Genomic DNA, 24,539 nt, shown 5'->3' on the forward strand with positions numbered 1-24,539 from the left:
TTTATCCGGGCTTTTTTATATCTGTTGTGCGTAAAGTTTTTGGTACAAACCGTCCTGATTAATCAATGAATCATGGTCGCCTTCCGCAATAATTTCTCCACCGTCAAATACGATAATGCGATCGGCTTGTTTCACGGCGCTGAGACGATGAGCAATAATAATGGTTGTCCGATTTTCCAGATACTGCTCTAAAGCATTATGCAGTTGAAATTCGGTATCACTATCTAAGGCTGAAGTGGCTTCATCCAAAACAACCACGCTTGGATTCACTAAAGCCATACGTGCAATTGCCAGACGTTGACGTTGGCCACCCGATAATTTCACGCCATCACGGCCTATGATGGTATCCAATTGTTCTGGAAGGTCTTGGATGACGGTTTCTATCTGTGCGATACGAATAGCTTCCCAGATAGCATCATCAGAATATTGACGTCCCATCGTAATGTTTTGACGCACGGTATCATTAAACAAAGCGGGGCTTTGTAAGACTGTGGATACGTGCTCACGAACCGTGTCCAGGCCAATTTTACTCACAGGTACACCATTAAAAAATACCATGCCATCATCAGCTGGATATAAACCTAATAACACATTGACTAAGGTAGACTTTCCGGCACCACTAGCACCGACCAGTGCGACTTTTTCACCTGCTTGGATATTCAGCGAGACGCCGCTGAGCACTTTATTATTATCGCCGTATTTAAAGTGCAGGTTCTCAATGCGAATACTGCTGGGTTGTCCATCTACAAATGGATTTACGTCGTTTTGGTAACGCACTTCTTCATGCATGCTGAACAGACTATTCAGCCTCGAAACCGCTGCGCTGGCAGAATAAAAAGAATATTGAATATTCAGAATTTCTTGTACCGGACTCATCATAAACCACAGGTAACCAAAGACGGCGAACATCTCACCAATACTTAAATTAGAGAAAATCACCATAAACATACTGACAGCCCTGAACACATCAAAGCCAAACAGGAAGATCACAAAAGAAAAACGGTTTGCGGCATCACTTTTCCAGGCAAACTCTGAGGCATGGTTTCTAACCTGACGTGCGTTATCAATGACGCGAAGCAGATAGTGTTTTTCACGATTAGCGGTGCGTATTTGTTGAATACCGTCTAAGGTTTCGGTCAAGCTTTGTTGGAAGATTTCAAAAGCAGAATTTTCTTTCCTTTTAAGCTCCTTGACGTGTTTACCCACCACCATAGTGAAATAGATCACCAGCGGATTCATAAACAAAATTAATAACGCCAGTTGCCAGTGTAAAAACAGCAATATCACTGCTGTACCAATAATACTCAGCGTTGCTACGATAAATCGACTGATGGTATTGCCGATAAAATTATCAATCACTTCAATATCGGTAACAAAATGTGAGGCAATGCCGGCGCTACCTCGAGTTTCATATTCGCTGATGGCAATTCTACCCAGCCGTTTAATCAGTTTTTGACGAATCCTGAAGGTGATGCGTTTGGCAATAAGGGTGAAATAACGTGACTGAGCCACATTCAAAATGACCGATGCCACACGTAATACCAATGTAAATAACAACACAGCCAAAATATATAAAACCGGACCATGCCAGCTATCGGGACTGAATTGCTGAATAAAGGCGACGGTTGGGCCTGGCTCTTCAAGTAACACTTCGTCAACCATCAGAGGCAATAATAGAGGAACAGGCACAGCACAGAGTGTCGCCAGAAGCGCGATGATATTGGCTTTGACGAGATGCTTTTTGTACAGAAGGGCTTGCTTGAGAATGCCGCTCAGCTCATAGCTGCTTTTGTCAGTCATATAAAGTCATTAAATTAGAACGTTGTTTCCTGCTTGAGTGATCAGTTTCTCAGCAACATAACCCCAGACCGCACTGACGGTATCAGGTGTTAATATCGCCTGTGGTGAACCTTGAGCAAACATTTTACCCTGATTTAGCAACCAAATCTTATCGGCATAACGCGTTGCTTGGTTAAGATCATGCAAAATGGCCACGATCGAGAATTGTGATTCATGACTAAGCTGACGAACGAGTTGTAATAAATGATGCTGTTGACCTAAGTCTTGTGCTGATGTGGGTTCATCCAACAAAACAACAGGTGGTTTTTCGGCTTGTGATACCTGGAGTAATATTCGCGCTAGCTGCACGCGTTGCCGCTCTCCACCAGAGAGACTGGTAAAAAAGCGATCTGCAAATTGCCAGGTATCGGTTTTTTCCATCCAAAATCGTGTTTGCTGAGCTAACTCATCAGCAGATAGAGACAGCGGCGTCGCACCTATTGCCACGACTTCACTTGCACTAAAGGGAAAGGTTAATTGTGATGATTGGGGCAAAATACCTAAGTGTTTCGCACGCTCTCGACGAGACCATTCATTTACATTTTTATCATGCAAAAAAACATGACCTGAGCTAGGTTTCCACTCGCTAGTAATGGCACGAAATAAACTGGTTTTTCCTGCGCCATTAGGGCCCAGCACGGCAATAAACTCGCCCGGCTCAACATCAGCATGCTCGATATGGAGAATGGAGCGTCCACCATGAGCAATGTTGAGATGATTTAAAGTTAAACTGGTCATCGTCATCCTACAATGTACTTAAGCGCTGACGTTGCTGTAATAGAAGAAAAACAAAAAAGGGTGCGCCAATCAATGCTGTCACTAAGCCAACCGGAAGTTCGGCTGGAGCGAGCCAGACCCGTGCTCCCACATCAGCCAGTAATAACAGGGCCGCCCCTGCAATGGCAGATAAAGGTAATAGGCGTGTGTGATCTGGGCCTAATGTCATACGTATTAGATGAGGCACAACCAAACTGATGAAGCCAATAATGCCTGAGGCAGAGACGGCAATACCAATGCCAATCGCTGTCGCAATGATGAGTTGGCGTTTGAGTTGTTCAGTATGGATGCCTAAATGTGCCGCTTCAGCTTCACCCAGCAATAAGGCATTCAGGGCTTTGGCGTAATACTGATAGAAAAGTATCAAGCACAGGCAACAGCCAGCACATAACCACAACATAAAAGGTGTGGCGCCATTTAAGGAACCCATGCCCCATAAAGTTAAATCGCGTAATGCCTGATCATTGGCAATAAATGTTAGAAAACCAATCACGGCACCGGTAAATGCGGCGACCGCGACCCCGGCTAATAACAGAATAAGCACGGAAGTATTTCCTTGGCTGGATTGGGCCAGTCGATACACTAATAAACTGGTGACTAACCCACCCACAAAAGCCGCTACAGGTGTGGCAAAAACTGAGAAACTTACGGGAAATATTACGATGGCAAGTGCCGCCCCAAGCCCTGCACCAGAAGACACACCAATGATGCCTGGATCAGCCAAAGGGTTTCGAAACAAGCCTTGTGTGACGGCGCCACAGATGGCCAATAAGGCGCCAATAAACAAAGCTAGCAGCGTACGAGGCCAGCGAAGATCCCAGATAACGACCTTCTCATAGTCATTTAGACGGCTAAGATCAGTATGGAATAAACCGTCCCAGACAGTTAACAAACTCTGCCAGCTTGATAACTTCATGGGGCCAGATGTCAGAGATAAAATAATACCGATGACAAGCAGGCTGATCAGAACTGGCCACGCCAGCTTTCGGAATAGCGATTGGTAGGGCATAGTCACGAGTCGATGGCTAGTAGAGTTTATCTGCCAGTCGTTCAGCTTCCGCCAGAGCACCGAGGCTGAGCCCGGCAATTAAGGTCGCTGCATTCACACTCACTATCTGATTATTTTTAGCCGCTTGGCTATGTTGCAGTAATGGCTGACGTTTGACGAGCTTGTTAGCGCTATCCAAGCTGTCAGAACGACTACCAACCAGAATAATATCCGGATTGACGGCTAATAAGGCTTCAACAGAAATAGATTTGTAACCACTAAACTGGCTGATATTTTTACCGCCCAATAGTTTTATGAGTGCATCGCCAGTGGTATCGGTGCCCGCTTGGGATAAACCACGCTCACCAATATCGAGCAGGAATACCACAGTTGGCTTATGTGTCGGCTGTTTTTCTAGCAAGGCTGCCTGTCTTGTTTGAAGCTGTTCGATAAGCTCTTGCGCTGCTGATTCAGCATGAAGCCGAGAGGCTAACAGCGTTATATTTGTTTCAAGTTGCTGCAATGTCGTTGGACTATCAAGTTCGAGAACAGGAATATGTGCTTTTTTGAGAGCCGCGATAGCGGGGCAGGCCCCATATGGTTACTTCCGATAACTAAATCAGGATGTAACTGGAGCAGCCCTTCTGCAGATAATGTTCGATGGTAACCTAAATTTTCAACTGGCTGAGATAACAAGGGCTGACTGGTTAAGTCTGCAGCCACAATATGCTCTTCCAATCCCAGGTTGAGCAAAATCTCAGTGGCATTGCCGTCAACACTGACCAGGCGGGAATTATTAGAGTCCGCATAGCTGCTTGGGGCTGTGAGCAAAGTCAGCATTAAAAGCCATAGAGCGCAGAAAAGAGAAGGGATTCTTTTATTCTTCATCATATAAAGTTCAGTCGATATATTAGTCATAGTGAAAAGGGGGATACACAACGCACAGCATTCTACTTGATATCTGCTAAATTGTTAATCTATATGTAAATGATAATTGATCTCATTATCGTTAAATGGTAATTTTCTCGACATATTTTTCAAGTCAGGAACAATTACGATGAAATTAAGAAAGTTAGCCTTGCTAATGCAGGTGCCTGTTTTATTGACAGTAAGTGGTGGCGAAGCCTTTGCTGCGGAACAAAGCCTCGATGAAATCACTATCACAGCGACAAGAAACACTGACGGTGATAGCTCAAGCCGCAATATCAGTGTCGTGAGTCAGGATGATATTGCACGACAACAAGCCACTTCTGTTCCTCAAGTTATTAACTATTTACCTAATGTCACATTAACTGGTGGCCCTCGTGAACAAGTTCAGGGAGTCAATATCCGTGGCTTGGGTGGAAACCGTGTTTTGCAATTGATTGATGGGGTTAGACAGAATTTTGAATCAGGTCATCGACCTACGTATTTTTTAGACCCATCACTCTTAAAAAATGTTGAGGTACTTCGAGGGCCGAGCAGTTCTTTATGGGGGTCAGGTGCGTTAGGTGGTGTTGTGTCACAGAATACTATTCATGCGGCTGATCTCTTGGATGGAGATAATCTGGGCGGCTTTGTGAAACAAGGTTATCAATCAAACGGTGATAAGTGGACAACAACCGGTGCTTTGGCTAGTCGTTTTGGCAATGTTGATTTGCTGCTATCGGGTTACTATCGTGATGGCAATGACTTGGAGCTGGGGAATGGCGATGATCTGGAAAACTCGGCCGATCGTGACCAAGGCGTGTTAGCTAAACTGGACTGGTTTATCGATAACGATCAGATGGCGACATTTAACTTTCGCCGCTCCTATACGGATGGTGGTGTGCCATCCAATGCATCAGCAAATTTGGGCACGTCGGTGTTTTTAGTTGATCGGGAAATTCAAACGGATCATGCTTCTGTCGATTATCGCTTTAACCCAGACAACAAACTGATCGATAGCCAGCTCAACTTATACTGGAACCGAACAGAAGTCGATGAAAATCGTGTGTCCGATAATAGATTCGATACAACCAATATCAGAACATTAGGTTTAAATCTCAATAATCGTAGTCAGTTTGGTGATGTTTCTGTGCTGTATGGCGTGGATGGTTATCAGGATAAATTAGACGCTTCACGAAGTGGTCCCAGTCGGCCCATTGTGCCTGAAGCCACCACGGATGTCTGGGGTGCATTCACCGAGGTGCAGATTCCATTTGCTGATATCTTGCGTCTGGAGTTGGGTGCACGCTATGACTATTTCGCGACTGAAGCGGATAACTTGAATAATGATCGTAGTGATAATGCGTTTTCACCTTCAGCAGCCATCAGTTGGTTGCCAAATGAGGATTTACAGGTGACGTTACGTTATGACGAGGCATTTAGAGCGCCATCGGCTGAAGAGCTTTATACTACGGGGACTCATTACAGCTACGGACCTGCAGGCGCTAATACATTCATAAATAACCCAAATTTGAAGCCAGAAGAATCCCAAAATATTGAGTTCTTGGTAGATTACCAAATGCAAAATGCCTTTAATGAAAAAGATACTGTCAACATTCATGCTTCAGTCTTTCATAATGAGGTCAATAACTTTATCGAGCAAATAGCAACGAATTATCAGCAGATAATGTTGATCTATGGTCCGCAGTTTGATGATTATTATCCTGTTAATACAGAGTATCGAAATGTTGATAAAGCTCAATTAGTTGGATTTGAGTTGGCAATGGATTATCAATGGCAAAACTGGAATGCGATGGTCAGTTATGGTCAAACGCGTGCCAAAAATAAGAATACGGGCGAAGCCCTAGCCAATATTCCAGCAGATAAATGGGTTTTAGATCTGAATAAGTCATGGCTATCTGATAGTTTACAAACTGGCTCCACATTGACACGAGTGGAAAGCCAAAAACATAAACCAAACGATGTCATGTCTGCCAATGAAGATTATGAGCACTATAATTTGGTTGACCTCTATGCTCGCTGGACTCCACGTGACTTTGAAAACCTGACGGTTGATCTCACAGTGAATAATTTGACTGATCAACACTATCGTGTCGCATTTCAACAACTCTATATGCCGGGCAAAGATATTCGTCTTGGCGTGAAGTATGATTTTTAAGGAGCAGCTATGTCTAATGAAGTAACAATGCCAGGTGAGCAGGCTCAAGCATTACTCGAGCAACTGGCTGATTGGGGTACTATGACGACCATCGTATTGCATGGCGGCAGTGTGTTTGAGTTTATGGGGCCTTTTCCGAAAGGCTCTGTAGCGGAAGGTTTTTATAATTTATCAGGTCCGGTGCCAGGCTTTCATGGACACTTAAATCTTAAGTTAGTAAACCATATTCGTTTTCAAGATAAACAGCACCGTGGCCGAGAGAGTTACGCGTTTGTTTTTGAAAATGCCGAGGGCGAGGTGATTTTTAAAGTCTTTCTTGGCCGAGATGAAAAAGGCGAGTTGTTAGCAGAACAAAAACAACGTTTTCTGGCCATGCAACAACAATATCAATGAGAATAGAGTAATGAATAATAAAGGGTTAGAAGAGAAAATCAGTCAAGAGATTATGGCGATGGTCAACAGCAGAAAAAGTTTGCTGCTATCCTCATTAACCGAAGAAGATGAACCTTATGCTTCCTACGCGCCCTTCGCGGTGGGAGAAGATTGTTTATATGTATTAATCAGTGAAATCGCAGTTCACGCTAAAAACTTGCAGCATCACCCTAGAGCTTCAGTATTAATTATTGAAGATGAAGATTCTGCTGCGGAGTTATTTGCTCGTCTTCGTGTTCAGTACAATGTGACCACAGAACTATTGCCTGTCGATTCTGCAGACTGGGATGTGGGTATTCAGTGTTTAACCGATCGTCATGGCGATCGCATACAAAACTTAAGTCAATTGAGTGACTTTAAGTTATTTAAGCTGAATCCTATCGGTGGCCGTTATGTGAAAGGCTTTGGTAAGGCGTATCAGATTGATGGTGGCTCTTTAGCTGGAGAAGGCTTGTCTCATCTGAGAGATGGACACAAAAAACGTGCTTGATAGACTGGTTGTATGAAACAAAAAAAGGACGCTCGATGCGTCCTTTTTTATTGACGAGATAATAATCTGTTATCAGAGGCTGCCCCAGCTATCCTTTTTCCGAACTTTTAGGCGCGGTAGGATGATGCCTAACAAGATACCTGCGAATAAAACAGCGGCGCCAATAAGGAACCAGCTTCGGGTACTGTTATCTTTTAAGGCATTGTTTTCGATGACTAATGACTGGTTTTCATGATCAATTTCTTGCAGCTTTTCTTTTAGCTGGCGGTTTTCATTATCTAAAGCCACAGCATTTGACGCGGTACGACGGAGGTCGTCCAGTTCTTTGCTCAAACGTTGTGACTTTTCTTTCAACGACATGTTTTGTGTATCAACGTCGGAGTTTTGATTACTGAGTGATGAAATTTCTTCTTTGTATTTAGCGATTTCAAGTTCTAAATTGGCCACACGCTTTTGACTGGCTTCAAGTTGATCACGAGCACTCGGTGTGTTGGTCAGATAACGGGTTAACACCCAGCCTTCAACGCCATCTGTCGTTCTGACTTTTGAATAACCTGCTGGATCCGTTTCCAGTACTTCGAGTCGTGTACCAGACTCGAGCATTTTACGGATATTGAACTTCACACCTTGACCATTCCGCATGGTGATTTCGAGCTTATCAGATACATAACGCGTGGTTTGAGCTTGAGCAAGGACGGGAGTCAACAGTGCCGCTGAGATGAGGATGTGTGCGATCAGTTTTTTCACAATGGACGTCTTTATTCTTTGATAAACAGGCATTTTAACAGAAGCGATGCTGTTCGCTTCAAGTCTGAGTTAGTAATTAACAATAAATCAGAATGTTATGCCGTCGTAACGGTGTTGTCATATTGGTTTGTTAAGGTCGGCCTGCTATGAAGAAAGGGTTAGAAATGGAAAAGATTAGAGTCATGTTTTTGTGTACTGGCAACTCGTGTCGGTCACAAATGGCTGAGGGCTGGGCAAGAGCATTGGCCAGCGAAGAAATTGAAATAAAATCGGCTGGTATTGAGGCACATGGACAAAACCAACGTGCCATCAAAATTATGTCTGAAGTCGGCATTGATATTTCTCAGCAGGAATCGATTCGTGTGAATGGTGAAATGCTGGAATGGGCAGATTTGTTAGTCACACTATGTGATAACGCTGAAGAGCAGTGCCCTCTACTCAGCCCCCATACAGTTAAGGTGCATCTGCCTTTGCCTGATCCGGCCAAGCTGCGGGGTAGTGAAGAGGAAGTGATGGATATCTTCCGTGAAACACGTGAGAAAGTACGTCAGCGTGTCGAGTTTGTACTCGAACAGGTTGCTTACGAAGCGGCTGTTTAAGCTGATTATTTCTCCGTGACCAAGCGTATTTTCGGTTTCTGATTACTCATATTTTTTTCTGTCGCCTCTAGTTGATAGAGGCTGTTTCCAGCTATTCGTTTAGCCATTGATTTTGCTTTACTGGCGTATTCGGTCAGATCAATCTCTGCCTGGATATTCGGGAAGTCTAAAATGCGCACAGCACCTATCGATAAGCTAAGCAGTGAATAAAAGGTTTCATTGCCATGGCGATCAACCGCATTGATGCCTGCTTGTTGCAGATGACGTAAGTTGTATAGTTGTGGGTAAAGTGCCTCAAATGCTTCCAGAATCTTTTGGCAACGCTGCTGCCAGTCTTTACTTTCAAACAAGATGATAAAATCATCGCCACCCACATGCCCGACAAAGTCGATTTCCTGGTCGACATGTTCAGTTAACGTTTTAGCTGTGAGGCTAATCACCTTATCGCCTTTACCGTAACCATAAATGTCGTTGTAGGGTTTGAAGTTATCCAAGTCAAAATAGCAGACAGTGACATCCCGATTTTGCTCGATAATTTCACGGGTATGTTCACTTAATGGCACATTTCCTGGCAGACCACTCAACGGATTGGCATGACGCGCCATGGTGATTTGCATATCGGTAATCTGACGTAGCAAGTCCATCAAACTACCTACACCGCGATAGCGGCCTTGCTCCGTTATGACGAAGGCACTGTGCTGGTGATGTGCTTCCTGGCTGGTGATTTGATAACTGAGTTTTTTCAATGGCAGCTCAGTTTCAACGACGATGGGATTTTTATCCATAAAGTCTTTTATGGGTTTTCTTCCGTACAGTTCACGACCAAAACGGCTGGCGTAAAGTGTCATAAAATCATCGCGCCACATGATACCCACGACACGATTATTATCATCAACAACCGGCAACGCATTCAGTTTTAACGCTTTCTGAAAACGATCAGAAATGTGCTCAATGGTATCGTTATGTCTGACCGGATCTAAATCTGTCAGCAAGCTGCTAACAAGGGTATTCGCTCTTGGACGACCTGTTCGTTGTATCGTTGTTTCTTTGCGTTGGGCAAACAGACTGTTATCGAGTTCTTTTTGTGGATTACGATTAGGACGGCCAAAGTAATAGCCTTGTACAAAGCGCATATCCAGACTTTGTGCGGTGATATATTCCTGACGAACTTCAATGCCTTCACCAATCACCTGGCAGCCGATACTTTGAGCAATATCAATCATGGATTGCACAAATTGGCGCTTTTGCCGATCTTCATGAATATTCTGCATAAAGTGGCGGTCCAGTTTGACAAAATCAGGCTTGAGTTCAGACCAGGTGCGTAAGCCAGAATAGCCCGCACCCAAATCATCAATCGCAATCGAAAAACCCATATCGCGATAATGTTCGGTGGCTGCTCGCATTAATTCATAGTCATCAATCGGATACTGTTCAGTGAGCTCAATGATGACTTGTTCTGCTGATAAGCCCGCCATTTCAACATATTGTAAAGTCAATCCATGTGGATAATTGTTATCCAGAAGGGCGACAGGTGTGGTGTTGATAAAGAGTTTTTCTTTCAGGCCGAGTTGACCATAGCGTTTGATCGCCGTTTCTCGACAAAGTAAATCCAGCTCAGCCAGACAATCATGCTTGAGAGCGGTATCAAATAAGGTCACAGGCGAATGAAGTGGGCCATCAGATGGACCACGAATCAGTGCCTCATAACCAAAAATCTGTTGGTTGTGTAGAGATATAATGGGTTGAAACAGAGCTGTCAGACGTCCATGACTGAGAATTTCCTGTAATGAGTGATAGTGGTGTAATTCTTCTTGTGTCATCGTCTTATCTTCTCTTGCTAATATCTCCTAATCAGAAAAAAGCCCCACCCTGGGGTGAGGCTTTTATCAGTGCTTTCCAGTGTTAAGACCTACCAGAATGCTTGCGCACGGAATTTAAGTGCAGATGGTTCTTCATCACGGCTAACACCGTCTATTTTCAGGTCAGTAATTTTGTCGTAGTTCAACATCAAACGTGTGTTTTTAGTTGGGTAGTAGTTTAGACCCAGTGTGAACTTATCTGCTTCATCGCCTGAAGTAGCGTTACCTGAGATTTCGTCAATTTCCATGTTTTCGAAACGTGCAGCAATCTGCCATGCGCCATATTTAGACTTTGGTGTGATACCAGAGGTATAACCTTTTTCCATTTCAGTGATTCACCTGTTAGGAAGTAACCAGCTTCAATTGCGTAGCCAGTAGTATCAATGTCACCAGCAGTAGTGTCATTAGTGTAATCTAAGTACTCTGCCATAGCGTGGAATGAACCGAAGATTGCCATAGCATCGATAGTGAATGCATCAGAGCCGTCGTCAGCTGAAGGGGCTACAACTAACTCTAAAGGTTTGGTGTTATCAATGTGGCTTACAACACGTTGATCGTCATCAAAACCATCACCGCCGCCACGAGTTAAATAACCAGCACCGATTTGGATCAATTGATTTTTTGAGGCCATGTAAGGAACAAATGATGCGCGGGCTGCGAAAGTGCTACCGTTATCAGTCGTCTCACCGCCGCTCAGGCCACCATTAGTCAGGCCTGCAGAGAATGTCCAGCGATAATCATCAGCAGCCAGATCAGCAACGACACCACTTTGACGTGCTGGAGACCAGTCAGTATCAGCAAACAAAGGACGATCCATAAAGCTCATATATTTAGAGCTTATTTTGGTGTTCAGACCAAATGGGACATGAGATTGGCCCATTTTCACGCCATAACGAACGCCGTTTGAGAATTTGTTGCCATAGCTGACATAAGCGTCTTTGATTGATGCATCGCCACCTGCGAAGTCAGCTTCAAATTTGTAACCCCAGTCGTAAATTGAACCTGAGAAACCTAGACGAGCACGGCGTAATTCTGTTCCTTGAGCATCATCTGCCAGATCGTCTGCATCAGAGTCAATCGCATCCCACATGACACGACCAATTGGTTGGAAAGACCATGCACCATCACGGCTTTCAACTTTGATTTTGCCATCAGTGGTAATTTTTGGCATATCTGCAGTTGCTTCAGCGACTTGTTTTTTCACTTCAGCTTGAGCAGCTTCAGTTTTTTCTTGATCAGCTGCTGCAGCGTTTTTCAGCATGTTGTAGTCTTCTGCACTGATGGTGCCTTTGTCACGAAGGACTTTTAACAGGTCAGCCATCGCTTCGTTGTTTGCCTGAGCAGGCAACATTGCTGCACCAAACAAGGTACCGGCAATTAATAAAGATGTTGTTTTCAATTTCAAGGGACTATCCTCTAGGTTGGTTTATCAATTCGGTAAGAGCCGAAGTCCCGCACACCTTAGGCTTGTTATGTTTCAGCATGATGAAGAAAACGTTACAGTTTTGTGACATTGATACAAAAGCTGACTTTTGTTGTATTTAAGCGACAATGGCGATCAGGCCTTGAAATAAGGAAAACCGCACCAATATCCATCTATATAACTATGCCTTTGGACGTCCTATGTTTCGAATTTTATTACTGATTTTTTTAATTATCCCCATCGTTGAAATCTATGTGTTGATACAGGTTGGCGATGTGATTGGTGCATTACCGACTATATTTATGGTGGTGGCCACCGCTGTTCTAGGTGCGTTTTTACTTCGTTTACAAGGTTTTCAAACATTACAACGAGCACAAAGCTCCATGGCCAGCGGCCAAATTCCTGCCACAGAGATGCTGGAAGGGGTGTGTTTGGTTATCGCTGGGGCGATGTTATTAACACCCGGATTTGTCACCGATACCTTTGGTTTTTTGTTACTGGTGCCAGCCATTAGGCAGAGTGTGATTAAACAACTAGCCAAGAATAGTCGTATTTTTTACACACAAAAGCGTGGTGATGCTTTTTCACAACAACGTTATCGATCAGATTATCGAGAAGGTGATGTGATTGATGGGGAAGTGGTCGATGACGATGATAAACATCATCTTCGATAAAAATTTTTAAATTTTTTTGCTTAGCCCCCTTGAAAGCAGGTTTTGTAACCCCATTCTATGAGTTCCCTACAATTTAAGTTAGTCATTAATAGACATTTTTTCGGAGGAAATACAGATGAATCTTCGTCCCCTTCATGATCGTGTGATTGTTCGTCGCATGGAAGAAGAAACAATGAGCGCTGGCGGTATCGTTATCCCTGATAACGCCGCAGAAAAACCATCTCGCGGTGAAATTCTTGCTGCAGGTGATGGCAAGGTTACAGATTCAGGCGAAGTTCGCCCTTTGGCGGTAAAAGTGGGTGACAAAGTACTGTTTGGCAAATATGCCGGTACTGAAGTTAAGGTTGACGGTGAAGAACTGTTAGTCATGCGTGAAGATGACATTGTTGCTGTTATCGAAGGCTAATCCCTGGATTCATTTGCTTTATTAAAGAATAAGAGGAATAACTACAATGGCTGCTAAAGAAGTCAAATTTGGTGCAGACGCACGTCAGTTAATGGTTAAAGGTGTGAATACACTGGCTAACGCAGTAAAAGTCACACTGGGACCAAAAGGTCGCAACGTTGTTTTAGATAAAAGCTTCGGTGCACCTACCGTCACGAAAGACGGTGTTTCAGTCGCGAAAGAAATCGAACTGGAAAACAAATACGAAAACATGGGTGCCCAAATGGTAAAAGAAGTGGCTTCGCACACTTCTGATGCTGCAGGTGACGGTACAACTACAGCGACAGTTCTAGCACAAGCTATTCTGCGTGAAGGTATGAAAGCCGTTACTGCTGGTATGAACCCAATGGATCTGAAACGTGGTATCGACAAAGCAGTTCAATCTGCGGTTGAACAACTGCGTACTATGTCATCACCATGTGATGATGATAAAGCGATTGCTCAAGTCGGTACTATTTCAGCTAACTCTGACGCTTCAATCGGTAAAATTATTGCTGAAGCCATGCAAAAAGTCGGTAAAGAAGGCGTTATCACCGTTGAAGACGGTAGCGGCTTTGAAAACGAATTAGACGTCGTTGAAGGTATGCAGTTTGATCGTGGCTACCAGTCTCCATACTTTGTTAACGACCAACAAACTATGACAGCAGAACTGGAAGATCCGTATGTGCTGTTATTCGACAAAAAAATCTCAAACATCCGTGATTTGCTGCCAACTCTAGAAGCTGTCGCGAAATCTAGCCGTCCATTATTGATCGTTTCTGAAGATGTGGAAGGTGAAGCCTTAGCCACACTGGTTGTGAACAATATGCGCGGTATCGTGAAAGTCTGTGCTGTTAAAGCGCCTGGCTTTGGTGACCGTCGTAAAGCGATGTTAGAAGATATCGCTGTGCTGACTGGTGGTACTGTGATTTCTGAAGAAGTCGGTCTGAGCCTGGAAAAAGTGACTTTGGATCACTTAGGTCAAGCGAAGAAAATCACTGTCAGCAAAGAAAATACCACTATCGTTGATGGTGCTGGCCGTGCAGATGAAATCCAAGCACGTGTTGAACAAATTCGCACACAAATCGCTGAATCTTCTTCTGACTACGACAAAGAAAAACTGCAAGAACGTGTTGCTAAATTAGCTGGCGGTGTTGCTGTTATCCGTGTTGGTGCGGCTACCGAGATGGAAATGAAAGAGAAGAAAGCACGTGTTGAAGATGCGTTACACGCGACTCGTGCTGCGGTTGAAGAAGGCGTCGTCGCTGGTGGTGGTGTTGCTCTTGTTCGTGCAGAAAGCTCTCTGGGCGAACTGCGTGGTGACAACCATGATCAAGACATGGGTATCAAAATTGCGCGTCGTGCAATGGAAGAGCCTTTACGTCAAATCGCTACAAACGCGGGTGCTGAAGCATCTGTTATCTTGAATGAAGTTGTTGCAGGTAAAGGTAACTATGGTTACAACGCGGCAACAGGTGAATACGGCGATATGATTGATATGGGTATTCTTGACCCAACTAAAGTCACGCGTACTGCATTACAAAATGCAGGTTCTGTTGCTGGTCTGATGCTGACAACAGAAGCGATGATCGCTGAACTGCCAAAAGAAGATGCACCTGCAATGCCTGATATGGGCGGTATGGGTGGCATGGGCGGCATGATGTAATCATCCCTCAGTCTTTAGTGCTAAAAAAGCCCCGGCCATTTGGTCGGGGCTTTTTTGTTTATACGAGTTCAGATGTGCAGTGTGGGCAACGCGTCGCTTTGATAAGAATGGTTGAGTAGCATCTTGGACATTCTTTATTGGTGGCTTCTGCAGGTGCAGGTTCTGCTTCTTTTTCACGTTGCATTTTATTGACCGAACGAATCAACAGAAAAACAGCAAAGGCGACGATCAAAAAGCTGATGACCGCATTAATAAAGACGCCATAACTAATCACTACAGCACCAGCTTCCTGAGCTGTTGCCAAGGTGGCATATGGACCTGCCACAGTACCTTCTTTTAACGTGACAAATAAGTCTGAAAAGTCGACACCTCCCAGTAATAGACCAATAGGTGGCATAATTACGTCGGCTACCAAACTCTTCACAATGGTGCCAAACGCACCACCGATGATAATCCCCACGGCCATATCTAACACATTGCCGCGCATGGCAAACTCTTTGAATTCCTTCAACATCCTTTATCTTCCTTTTGTTGTTTTCATTGAAATAGAGGGCGAGCATCCTGATTAAACATTGAGTCTCAGTTGGATATTAGCCATCACTATTTGGGCTGTCTATCTTTATTTTGTGCATTATTCTTGTTCGCAATATTGTCTGCGTCATCAAACCGTGGTTGTTACTCGGGTAAGTACGTATAATTCTGATTTTTATGGTCTCTTACCAGAGTTAAAAGGGAATTCTTAACCGAAGCTGTCCCCGCAACTGTATACGTGAAGTTTCTGACAACGATGATGTAAAACCACTGAAATCGATCGATTTCGGGAAGGTGAGTTGGAAATGTTGAAGCGTGAGCCAGGATATCTGCCATGAAAACGTTATTATCCGATGGCCGGGGTGTGCAGTTGGAGCGGGAAACCGTTTAATGGCGAATCATCTTTGAGTTATTAAGCGGTGTCTGATCTTTCCGACGTGGTTTGATAACTCAGTGTTTTTATATATCGATGGATAGCGCTGTGTTTAACCGACTTATTCTTTGTTTCATTCTTTTTCTTTTTTCTTCATCAGTCCTGGCCGAGCAATTATTGCTGATTGTCACACCACGAAATGTACCGGAAGTGGTGTCTGGTGCGCATGAGTTTTTAAAACACCCCTCTCATTCCTCCACGTCAGTGCAAATACGCACGACCGAACAGTGGCAAGACTTAAGCGTAAATCAACAAGCCGCTTTATTAAAACAGTCAGATTTAGTCTTCGCGGGCGGCGTGTTTGGTGAAACAGCCAACCAGCTGATGGAAAATATCAAAAAAGGTCTGCTAAAAAATCTTATCGCATTGCATAGCGATCATCGTCTTATGGGGGCGTCTAGTTTGAACAGTCGTCCCATTTTAAATGGGCCCCCTGACAAATTAATGCAGCATCCAGATCCTGCGTTATCGACAGAACAGTGGATGGCATCGCTATTAGAACAATACCCGGCACAGGAAGCGTGGTTGATTTCACGATTCTTTTGGCTGGGAAGAAATAGTGAAAATATGCAGGGACTGATTAGTCATCTACATCATCTGGTTAAAAATGAAAATACAACTGAGCGTCCTCAATTAGCTGCACAGCTCAGGCTTTATCATCAAGATAAAATCATTCCACCAGATCAGTTTGAGTTTTCTGCAAAATCATCATGGGTGGTGTTAGTGGATTATGAAACTGGGGAACGGCCGGGAGAAAAGGCATTACTGGATGCTGTTTGTAAACAGCTTATTGATGAGTCAACTGGTTGTGTGTCAGTGCTTACTGCGTGGGGTGATGCCAGTTTATCTGCCATCAAGTTATTAGCTGAGAATAAATCACACATCAGTTCAGTGGTGTCTCTGCAAGACTTTGTGATTGGCGGATCGGAACATCGGCAGGCTGTCACCGATGAATTAAAAAAACTGAATGTACCGGTGATAAAAGCGATGCGTTTAAGTGATAGTACCCACGCTGAATGGGAGCTGTCAGAAGCCGGTATCAGTTGGGATTCTGTTCATTATCGTGTCGCTATGCCTGAGTTACAAGGGGTGTCTCAACCAATGGTGGTTGCAACGATGACTCCCGCCGAAGTCGATAAACTCACGGGAGCCAGACTGGCTTTCTCAGAACCTGTAGAGTCACAAGTCACCTTATTGGCCAAGCGCTTAAAACGCTGGCAGCAATTACAAGATAAAGCGAATCAGGATAAAAAGATTGCGATTATCTATTATAACCATCCGCCTGGTCGCCATAATATCGGTGCTGATAATTTAAACGTCGTGGAGTCCTTGTTCGATATTCTGCATTCCCTTAAAAACCAAGGGTACAATACCGGTGAGTTACCGGCGACATCAGACGCATTGCTAGATTTATTGCAGCAACGAGGCGTCAACTTACCTGAAGACCAGGCTGCCTTGGCTGCGATGTCGTCACAAGTCAACACAATGGATAGCAAAAGCTACCAAAGCTGGTTTCAAACATTGCCAGAATCACTACAGCAAGAAATGGTCAATGGCCCGCTGGGTTTATTACATGCCAATCTAAAACAAGCTAAAGCATTGAAAGATCCAACCATTGCGGCACATTTATTCGCTCGGGTGATGGAAGATATCCGCCATGTTGTCGATGGTGCCGACCATGCTGGTCGTGACCGTGTGTTGCAATTACTCAGTCAGCTACAAACCATCTACCAGCAACCTTTAGCAAACATCGACTGGCAACAGGCTGAGCAATTAATTAATGCCATTAGCCAACAATGGATAGAAGGCATAAGAGGCTGGGGCGAAGCGCCGGGGAATGTGATGGTTTATGACGATAAAATCCTGATTCCCGGTCTTGAGTTTGGCAATATTTTTGTTGGTCCACAGCCTCCAAGAGGCTGGGAGCTAAATGAAGAGCTATTACATGCTAATTTATCCTTCCCGCCACCACACCAATATTTGGCGTTTTATCAGTGGCTAAGAAATACCTTTCATGCTGATGCCTTAGTTCATCTGGGCCGCCATTCGACCTACGAGTTTTTACCTCGTCATCGAGTGGGTATGGCCGAGAATGATTACCCTCAGGCGATTTTAGGTGATTTGCCAAGTATCTACCCTTATATCGTTGATGGTGTGGGTGAGGGTATTCAGGCAAAACGCCGTGGCCTCGCGGTGATGGTTGATCACCTCACACCGCCTTTGGCTAGCACTGAGTTATATGATCAATTACTGGAATTACGACAGGTCGTTGAAAGTTATGAAGCTGCACCTGTGAATGCTGGGGCTATGCGCGATCGTGCGATTGAGGAAATGAAACGCTTAGTCGCCAACCTTAATCTGGAAGATGAACTGACAGCGAATATGGCTGGTGAGTTGGAAGTGCGAGGATTGAGTTCATTCGAGCAGGTGGATGACGATTTGTTAGTGCACGAAATCGGCCATTACCTGACCACTCTACAAGAAGATTTTATGCCTCTGGGGCTACATGTTTTTGGTCGAGACTGGTCTGAACAAGCGGTTCAAACCATGCTTACTTCAATGAATAATGGCAAACAAGCTACGGAGAGCTGGGATCCACTTCTACGCGGCTCACCTGCTGCAGAAATGTCGGCATTATTGGCTGCTTTAGATGGTCAATTTGTTGAGCCGGGTAAAGGTAATGATCCGATTCGCACACCATCAGCATTACCGACTGGACGTAATTTCTATGCCTTAGATGATAGCTTAATTCCATCACGTTTAGGCTACAAAGTCGGTATCGCATTAGCCGAAAAAGCCCGTGCAGAAACTCCCGCAAATAACGCTCAGGATAGTGATGCCTTAGTGTTATGGGCATCCGATGTGGTGCGTGATGAAGGTGCAATGATCGCTTTTGCTTACGATATGTTAGGGGTGAAACCGACCTGGAGTCGTCGTGGAATTTTTAGTGGATTAGAACGTTTGGATCTTTCTTCATCAGCCTCGCCTCATCCCCGAATCCGCCGAGATATGTTGCTGACGACCTCTGGTTTATTTCGTGATTTGTATGGTTCGCAGATAGTTTGGTTGGAACAAGCGGTATTGATGGCACTGGATGCCTCTTCTGGTTTGATTCGTCGTGACTATCCGGCGTTGACCTTATCATTGGATGCGGCTTTAGAGCGTTTACAGGTTAGTGAAAATCCTGGTTTTGAATCCTTAGAGCAGAACCAGGTTGCTGCCCGCTGGGTAGACGATGCCAGTGCGGCATTACGTGCGGGTGTGTCAGAAAACCAAGCCGGCCTGACGGCAAGTTACCGTATTTTTGGTACCCCACCGGGTGCTTATGGTGCTGGCGTGAATCGTCTGGTTGAGCGCTCTGGTGCCTGGGAAAACCGTGAAGAAGTCGCGCAAACCTATATTCATCGTATGGGGCATGCCTATGGTGCAGAACTGGACGGTCAGGCGCAGCAGGCCTTATTCCAACAGAGGCTGCAACATGTCGGTCAGACTTATCTCGGACGAGCCAGTAATCTGTATGGAGTTATGGATAACAATGATGCCTTTGATTATCTGGGCGGCTTAAGCCTCGCTATTGAAACCACACGTGGACAGGCACCAGAGAGTTATATTCTGGCGCACAGTGATACCACGGATTTACGCGTTGATTCTTTGCAGACCGTATTGTTAGGTGAACTGCGTGGTCGTTATCTGAATCCGCAATGGCTTAAACCGCTGATGAAGGAGGGGTATGCCGGTGCTCGCACCATGGGTAGTGAGTTTTTAGAATATCTATGGGGCTGGCAAGTGACCAATCCCGGCATTGTGAAAAGCTGGGTATGGGATGAAGTTAAACGGGTGTATGTGGATGATGGACTAGACTTGGGCTTAGATGACTTTCTTGAGCAAGATCATAACGTCCATGTGAAAAGTAATATGCTGGCGATTATGCTGATTGCAGCCTATAAAGGTTTTTGGCAAGCCGATGAGGCTACGCTGGAACAACTGGCACAGCAGTTCACCGATTTAGTTTCTGCAAATGGGCTACCGGGAAGTGGCCATACCTCACCATCCCACCCCATGTATGTATGGTTGAATGATTACCTGGATGAGTCTCATCAACAGCAATTAGCTGAGGTATTAAATGCGGCAAGAATGCCAGAAACTGAAATGACTGATGCACCAAGTCATATTGCCGAAATAACCGAGCAAAAAGCGACTCAGCCTGAGCAAGAGACGAATTCATCTGAAGAGCAACAGAAAGAGCAAGCGCAGCAACAACGCTTCTGGCTCTATGTGGTATTAGGTCTCGTGGTCTTATTAGTGATAGCTGGCATGGCAAAAGGCATGCGAGCCCCAACTGCCAAGTTCAAGGAGTAAGTTATGTTGAGTTCACAATCCATCGGTGTGATGCATCACTTAGTCGGATTTTTATTAGAACCGGTGATATGGGCGCTAATGTTATTTGCCGCCTTGAGCATTATTGATATTGGTATTGCGCTGGCTGAACGCTTTTCTGGTTTGAAGAAGTGGCAGCAGTCAGCAGGTCAGGTTGAGGCTTTTGAAACGTTAGCATTTAAACGAATTGAGCGGAGTGACTTTTTAGCCAGAATTGCGCCTATGCTCGGGTTGATGGGCACACTGATACCGCTTGGGCCGGGCTTATCTGCACTTGGTAATGGGGATCTCAGCATCTTAACCACGGCGATGAGTGTGGCCTTTGATACCACGGTTCTGGGCCTCTTTGTTGGCATTATCGGTTTTGTTTTAGGGCGATTAAGACGTCGTTGGTATGACGAGATTCTAACGACTATGGAGCAGGCTAATGGCTAGACGCTGGCGACATAATCGATTTGATGGCAATGATGATGAGCCATTAGGCCCCATGGCCAATTTATTAGACTTAATGTTGGTGTTTGCCTGCGGTCTGATTGCGGCATTAATTTCAATGAGTAGTCAGCTCCAGGAGCATTTTCAGGCCGAGGCAAAACAAGCGGATCATGCCCTGACGGAACTTCAATCGATGAAAGAATTACCGCAGCTACCTGAAGGTATGCAAGGTGGCGCGGAGGGTTATGAATCTGTCGGTCAGGTTTACCGTGATCCAAAAACCGGCAAGCTCATCATGATTGGGCAATGAGTTTACTCATACGTTAATTCTGGTTCAGGCATGATAGCCGGAGTGCTGTCCATATAGGTCAGATAGCTCGACCAGATCTCATGCGTTCTGGCTTCGGTCAGGTCTATCTGACAACTCAGCGTCATAGCAACACGAATAGTCCCGCCCATCCAAAGGGTGTAAATACTGTCACAGTGGGATGTTTTATAGGCTTCCCAGGCCGATTGTCCTGCTTCTATCGCAGTTACCACTTTGGTTTCATCGCTGTAGCGTTGTTTAGCTGCTGCCAAGTATTGCTGCATGATGTCCTTTTTGTCTTGCAACTCTTCGTTGAGACAAGCGTTAATTTCAAGCGTAGTAAAAGCAGACGCGCAATCACTCTCTGCGATAACGGGAAAACTCAACAATAAGCTCAACAGGGCAAGCATACGTTTTAGCATCATGGTTTCTTACTCCTAACTTAGTGCGAACCTGGATTATCACCTAAGGCGAATGATTAAGCGAAGACTGATAGCGGTTTGTTCTCCTTACTAGCGTGCATATCTCTTGATTATTTTATTGACTAGCTAGAATGGTTTACGCATTTGGTATTAATCAAGCTTAATGTAAAGTAATGCTTTTCCATCGTTATCCGGAGTGTTTATGTCCTCAGCATTTGTATTGCCAGAGCCATGGCAAAATGCCTTAAAGACTTATCCCGAACTGCTGAAAGTGGCACCTGATGTCTTATCAGCCAGTGATTACGTCAATCAGTGGGGGCAAAGACAGGAATCGATGCTGGCGCAGTTGCTTGAATCAGGTCAATTGCAGAAAAAACTGTCATTGGATGAGATTCGTCAGCAGCTGAAATCCATGCTCGAAGGCATCACTAGCGAGGAACAATTACATCAGAAATTACGTCATTTTCGTCAATGGATGATGGTACGTATTATCTGGCGGGATTTAGCTAATTGGTCTGATTTAGCCGAAACCATGGCTGATCTGTCCGCCATGGCCGATGTCTGTATTCAGCAGACCTTAAGCCTTCTCTATGACTGGCAGGTCGAGATAAATGGCATCCCACGTGACGATAATGGTCGTGAGCAGAAGATGATCGTTTTAGGCATGGGGAAACTGGGTGCAGGCGAATTAAACCTGTCATCGGATATTGATCTTATCTTCACCTACCCAGAGGAAGGGGAAACCGAAGGGGGCAGGAAGCCGTTAAGCAATAGCGAGTTCTTCGTTAGGCTTGGACGCAAATTGATTCAGGCCCTGGATAACCAGACCGTTGATGGTTTTGTGTTTCGGGTCGATATGCGCTTACGTCCCTTTGGTGAGAGTGGCGCTTTGGTCTCCAGCTTTGATGCAATGGAAGAGTATTACCAGACCCAGGGAAGAGAGTGGGAACGCTACGCGATGATTAAAGCGCGTGCTATTACCGGCAATGAAGCGGATAAAAAAGCGTTGTCAGATATGCTGCGCCCATTTGTATATCGACGTTATCTCGATTACGGCATGTTTGATTCATTGCGTGAAATGAAATCCATGATTGCCGGGCAGATGCACCACAGAGGGATGGATGACAATATCAAGCTGGGCACCGGCGGTATCCGAGAAATCGAGTTTATAGGTCAGGTTTTTCAGTTGATCTATGGTGGACGTGATCGCCCCATGCAGCAGAGATCCATTCTAACGATTCTTGACCTGTTGGCTGATAGAAACCTGTTATCAGTCTATGCGGTCAATCAGTTAAAACAAGCCTATGCGTTTCTTCGTAGAACAGAGCACCGCATTCAAGCATGGGCCGATCAGCAGACCCATATTTTGCCAAGCGATGAGGCTTCAAGATTAAGATTGGCACTTAGTATGGGCTTCGAAGACTGGTCCTCGTTTTATGCCACTCTTAGAGACTACAGGCAGCAAGTACAGGAGCATTTTGATCAATTGCTGACGGCGCCTCAAGCCAGTGATGAAGGTGCTGGGATAAAAATTTCTTTCCTTAATGCTCAACCGGAAGAGAAATTAACCTTTATTCAACAATGTGGGTATGACAATCCTGAACAGATACTCGCGGTTGTTGATAAATTACTCGATCTGCATATTTGTCGTAACTTGAGCCAGACAGGCCAGCAACGGCTCGAGAAGCTATTACCGTTGTTATTACAAGCCACTGGAAATGTCGATAATGCTGATGATTGTCTACCCCGCTTAATGCCTCTGATGGAGTCCATCATGCGGCGAAGTGCTTATATGGCGCTGCTGGTAGAAAATCCGATGGCCTTGTCACAACTGGTCAAGCTCTGTTCTGCTAGTCCATTAATAAGTACACAGCTAGCGAAATACCCCGTGCTATTAGATGAGCTCCTCGATCCTCGTTCCCTTTATGAAGTACCTGAGAGAGAAGAGTTAAAAAAACAGCTGTTACAGTTTTTATCTTCTGTAGATGCTGATGATTTAGAGCAATTAATGAATCGTTTGCGAGAGTTCCGACAAATTGCCACGCTTCATGTAGCGGCAGCCGATGTCACTGAGGTACTGCCGTTAATGCGAGTGGGGGATCAATTAACGGAATTGGCGGAAATACTACTTGAACAGGTATGGCGAATAGCCTGGGAACATTTAGTGGTCAAGCATGGGTATCCACCCATTACAGATAATAACGACCCTAAGCAGTGCGGTTTGACTATTCTGGCTTACGGTAAGTTAGGTGGGCTTGAATTAGGTTATGGCTCGGATCTGGATCTGGTCTTCATCTTTGATGATGCACAGGAAGGCATGACGGATGGCGAGCGTCCCGTAGATGTGATGGTATTTTATACTCGCCTTGCTCAACGCATGATTCATCTGTTGAATACAGTCACTCCCGGTGGTTTGCTTTATGAAGTCGATATGCGTTTGCGGCCTAGTGGCGCATCGGGTTTATTGGTTAGTCCATTTTCTGGTTTTGTTGATTATCAACAAAAAGAAGCATGGACATGGGAACATCAAGCCTTGGTACGCGCAAGAAATGTGATGGGGGATGCCGAACTTGCGCAAAAGGTCTTCGACACGCGTCAACAGGTGTTGGCTAAGCCACGTGATCAAGAGACGCTGGCTGAGCAAGTCAGAGACATGCGTTCAAAAATGCGTCAACAGTTAGACAAGAGTGATAGCCAACTATTTGATCTAAAACAGGGTAAAGGTGGTATCACTGATATTGAATTTATGGTGCAATATGCAGTGTTGGCATGGTCAACGGACTTGCCTGAATTACTCATTTACACCGATAATATTAGGATTTTGGAAGCGCTGGTGGCTTCCGGAAAGCTCGAACCCGCTGAAGGGGATATGTTGGCCGACGCATATCGTTACTATCGAAATGAAGCCAACCACTGCGTATTGCAGGATAAACCCACATTAATGTCGGTGTCTCAGTTACAAGACTTCCCGCAGCAGGTTGTGCAGATTTGGCAGCGCTGGTTAGGTGACATCGCCTAGAATCAGACTCAGATT

The 24,539-nt window shown here is 44.9% G+C and carries 22 protein-coding genes and 1 riboswitch; of the genes, 11 read left to right on the forward strand and 11 right to left on the reverse strand.

Annotation, left to right across the window (positions count from 1 at the left end; translation table 11 throughout):
• Nucleotides 1-15 precede the first annotated feature (15 nt).
• From QUE24_RS09030 to QUE24_RS09050, 5 genes are read right to left on the reverse strand one after another with little or no spacing between them, the layout of a single operon-like run.
• Nucleotides 16-1,800, reverse strand: coding sequence for an ABC transporter ATP-binding protein (locus QUE24_RS09030; protein WP_286303523.1), 1,785 nt, complete (start codon nt 1,798-1,800; stop codon nt 16-18).
• A gap of 9 nt (nt 1,801-1,809) precedes the next feature.
• Nucleotides 1,810-2,577, reverse strand: coding sequence for a heme ABC transporter ATP-binding protein (locus tag QUE24_RS09035; RefSeq protein ID WP_286303524.1), 768 nt, complete (start codon nt 2,575-2,577; stop codon nt 1,810-1,812).
• Between the two features lie 7 nt (nt 2,578-2,584).
• Nucleotides 2,585-3,625 (reverse strand): FecCD family ABC transporter permease, encoded by a 1,041-nt coding sequence (locus QUE24_RS09040; RefSeq protein WP_286306097.1) that lies wholly within the window; start codon nt 3,623-3,625, stop codon nt 2,585-2,587.
• 16 nt (nt 3,626-3,641) lie between these two features.
• Complete coding sequence (locus QUE24_RS09045) at nt 3,642-4,127, reverse strand: ABC transporter substrate-binding protein (RefSeq protein ID WP_286303525.1); 486 nt, start codon at nt 4,125-4,127, stop codon at nt 3,642-3,644.
• The gene (locus tag QUE24_RS09050) at nt 4,103-4,495 is read right to left on the reverse strand and encodes an ABC transporter substrate-binding protein (protein ID WP_286303526.1); all 393 of its coding nucleotides are present in this window, start codon (nt 4,493-4,495) and stop codon (nt 4,103-4,105) included. Before QUE24_RS09050 ends, QUE24_RS09045 begins: the two co-directional genes overlap by 25 nt.
• A 166-nt stretch (nt 4,496-4,661) precedes the next feature.
• Between QUE24_RS09050 and QUE24_RS09055 the strand changes: the two genes are divergently transcribed.
• Genes QUE24_RS09055 through QUE24_RS09065 form a run of 3 tightly spaced genes read left to right on the forward strand, consistent with a single transcriptional unit; the run spans nt 4,662 to nt 7,611 of the window.
• Nucleotides 4,662-6,689 carry a TonB-dependent hemoglobin/transferrin/lactoferrin family receptor gene (locus QUE24_RS09055; RefSeq protein WP_286303527.1) on the forward strand — a complete coding sequence of 676 codons (2,028 nt, stop codon included), beginning with the start codon at nt 4,662-4,664 and terminating at the stop codon, nt 6,687-6,689.
• A gap of 9 nt (nt 6,690-6,698) precedes the next feature.
• Complete coding sequence (gene hutX / locus QUE24_RS09060; RefSeq protein ID WP_286303528.1) at nt 6,699-7,082, forward strand: heme utilization cystosolic carrier protein HutX; 384 nt, start codon at nt 6,699-6,701, stop codon at nt 7,080-7,082.
• Nucleotides 7,083-7,092: 10 nt separating this feature from the next.
• Nucleotides 7,093-7,611 carry a HugZ family pyridoxamine 5'-phosphate oxidase gene (locus QUE24_RS09065; protein WP_286303529.1) on the forward strand — a complete coding sequence of 173 codons (519 nt, stop codon included), beginning with the start codon at nt 7,093-7,095 and terminating at the stop codon, nt 7,609-7,611.
• Nucleotides 7,612-7,683: 72 nt separating this feature from the next.
• Here the strand turns inward: QUE24_RS09065 and QUE24_RS09070 are convergent, their stop codons facing one another.
• A complete protein-coding gene (locus tag QUE24_RS09070) occupies nt 7,684-8,358 on the reverse strand; it encodes a TIGR04211 family SH3 domain-containing protein (protein WP_284452220.1) in 675 nt (224 codons plus the stop codon).
• Nucleotides 8,359-8,504: 146 nt separating this feature from the next.
• Here QUE24_RS09070 and QUE24_RS09075 point away from each other — a divergent pair, with 146 nt between their 5' ends.
• Complete coding sequence (locus QUE24_RS09075) at nt 8,505-8,957, forward strand: arsenate reductase ArsC (protein WP_286303530.1); 453 nt, start codon at nt 8,505-8,507, stop codon at nt 8,955-8,957.
• A 5-nt stretch (nt 8,958-8,962) separates the two neighbouring features.
• On the opposite strand, the gene QUE24_RS09080 is transcribed toward QUE24_RS09075, so the two are convergent.
• The 3 genes from QUE24_RS09080 to QUE24_RS09090 form a co-directional block, all read right to left on the reverse strand.
• Nucleotides 8,963-10,777, reverse strand: coding sequence for a GGDEF domain-containing protein (locus tag QUE24_RS09080; protein WP_286303531.1), 1,815 nt, complete (start codon nt 10,775-10,777; stop codon nt 8,963-8,965).
• Between the two features lie 89 nt (nt 10,778-10,866).
• The gene (locus tag QUE24_RS09085; RefSeq protein WP_286306098.1) at nt 10,867-11,085 is read right to left on the reverse strand and encodes a porin; all 219 of its coding nucleotides are present in this window, start codon (nt 11,083-11,085) and stop codon (nt 10,867-10,869) included.
• Entirely contained in the window at nt 10,995-12,221 is a 1,227-nt protein-coding gene (locus tag QUE24_RS09090; protein WP_286303532.1) for an OprO/OprP family phosphate-selective porin, read from the reverse strand. The genes QUE24_RS09085 and QUE24_RS09090 overlap by 91 nt, the downstream gene beginning before the upstream one ends.
• A 218-nt stretch (nt 12,222-12,439) precedes the next feature.
• Here QUE24_RS09090 and QUE24_RS09095 point away from each other — a divergent pair, with 218 nt between their 5' ends.
• The 3 genes from QUE24_RS09095 (at nt 12,440) to groL (ending at nt 15,003) form a co-directional block, all read left to right on the forward strand.
• Nucleotides 12,440-12,913 carry an FxsA family protein gene (locus tag QUE24_RS09095; RefSeq protein WP_286303533.1) on the forward strand — a complete coding sequence of 158 codons (474 nt, stop codon included), beginning with the start codon at nt 12,440-12,442 and terminating at the stop codon, nt 12,911-12,913.
• 115 nt (nt 12,914-13,028) lie between these two features.
• Complete coding sequence (gene groES, locus QUE24_RS09100; RefSeq protein WP_007143920.1) at nt 13,029-13,319, forward strand: co-chaperone GroES; 291 nt, start codon at nt 13,029-13,031, stop codon at nt 13,317-13,319.
• Between the two features lie 46 nt (nt 13,320-13,365).
• A complete protein-coding gene (gene groL, locus QUE24_RS09105; RefSeq protein ID WP_286303534.1) occupies nt 13,366-15,003 on the forward strand; it encodes a chaperonin GroEL in 1,638 nt (545 codons plus the stop codon).
• Between the two features lie 58 nt (nt 15,004-15,061).
• Here the strand turns inward: groL and mscL are convergent, their stop codons facing one another.
• Nucleotides 15,062-15,517 (reverse strand): large conductance mechanosensitive channel protein MscL, encoded by a 456-nt coding sequence (gene mscL, locus QUE24_RS09110; protein WP_286303535.1) that lies wholly within the window; start codon nt 15,515-15,517, stop codon nt 15,062-15,064.
• 178 nt (nt 15,518-15,695) lie between these two features.
• A riboswitch (cobalamin riboswitch) is annotated at nt 15,696-15,885 on the forward strand.
• A gap of 130 nt (nt 15,886-16,015) precedes the next feature.
• On the opposite strand from mscL, the gene QUE24_RS09115 reads away from it, so the two are divergent.
• The 3 genes from QUE24_RS09115 to QUE24_RS09125 are packed head-to-tail and all read left to right on the forward strand — an operon-like array spanning nt 16,016 to nt 21,086.
• Nucleotides 16,016-20,326 (forward strand): cobaltochelatase subunit CobN, encoded by a 4,311-nt coding sequence (locus tag QUE24_RS09115; RefSeq protein ID WP_286303536.1) that lies wholly within the window; start codon nt 16,016-16,018, stop codon nt 20,324-20,326.
• 3 nt (nt 20,327-20,329) lie between these two features.
• Nucleotides 20,330-20,779, forward strand: a complete 450-nt coding sequence (locus QUE24_RS09120; protein WP_286303537.1) for a MotA/TolQ/ExbB proton channel family protein — start codon at nt 20,330-20,332, stop codon at nt 20,777-20,779.
• Nucleotides 20,772-21,086, forward strand: coding sequence for a DUF2149 domain-containing protein (locus QUE24_RS09125; RefSeq protein WP_286303538.1), 315 nt, complete (start codon nt 20,772-20,774; stop codon nt 21,084-21,086). The genes QUE24_RS09120 and QUE24_RS09125 overlap by 8 nt, the downstream gene beginning before the upstream one ends.
• A 2-nt stretch (nt 21,087-21,088) precedes the next feature.
• On the opposite strand, the gene QUE24_RS09130 is transcribed toward QUE24_RS09125, so the two are convergent.
• Nucleotides 21,089-21,508 (reverse strand): lysozyme inhibitor LprI family protein, encoded by a 420-nt coding sequence (locus QUE24_RS09130; protein WP_286303539.1) that lies wholly within the window; start codon nt 21,506-21,508, stop codon nt 21,089-21,091.
• Between the two features lie 199 nt (nt 21,509-21,707).
• On the opposite strand from QUE24_RS09130, the gene glnE reads away from it, so the two are divergent.
• Entirely contained in the window at nt 21,708-24,524 is a 2,817-nt protein-coding gene (glnE, locus tag QUE24_RS09135) for a bifunctional [glutamate--ammonia ligase]-adenylyl-L-tyrosine phosphorylase/[glutamate--ammonia-ligase] adenylyltransferase (protein WP_286303540.1), read from the forward strand.
• The last annotated feature ends 15 nt before the right edge of the window (nt 24,525-24,539 follow it).

The sequence above is a fragment of the Methylophaga marina genome, assembly GCF_030296755.1.
GTDB classification, from domain to species: domain Bacteria; phylum Pseudomonadota; class Gammaproteobacteria; order Nitrosococcales; family Methylophagaceae; genus Methylophaga; species Methylophaga marina.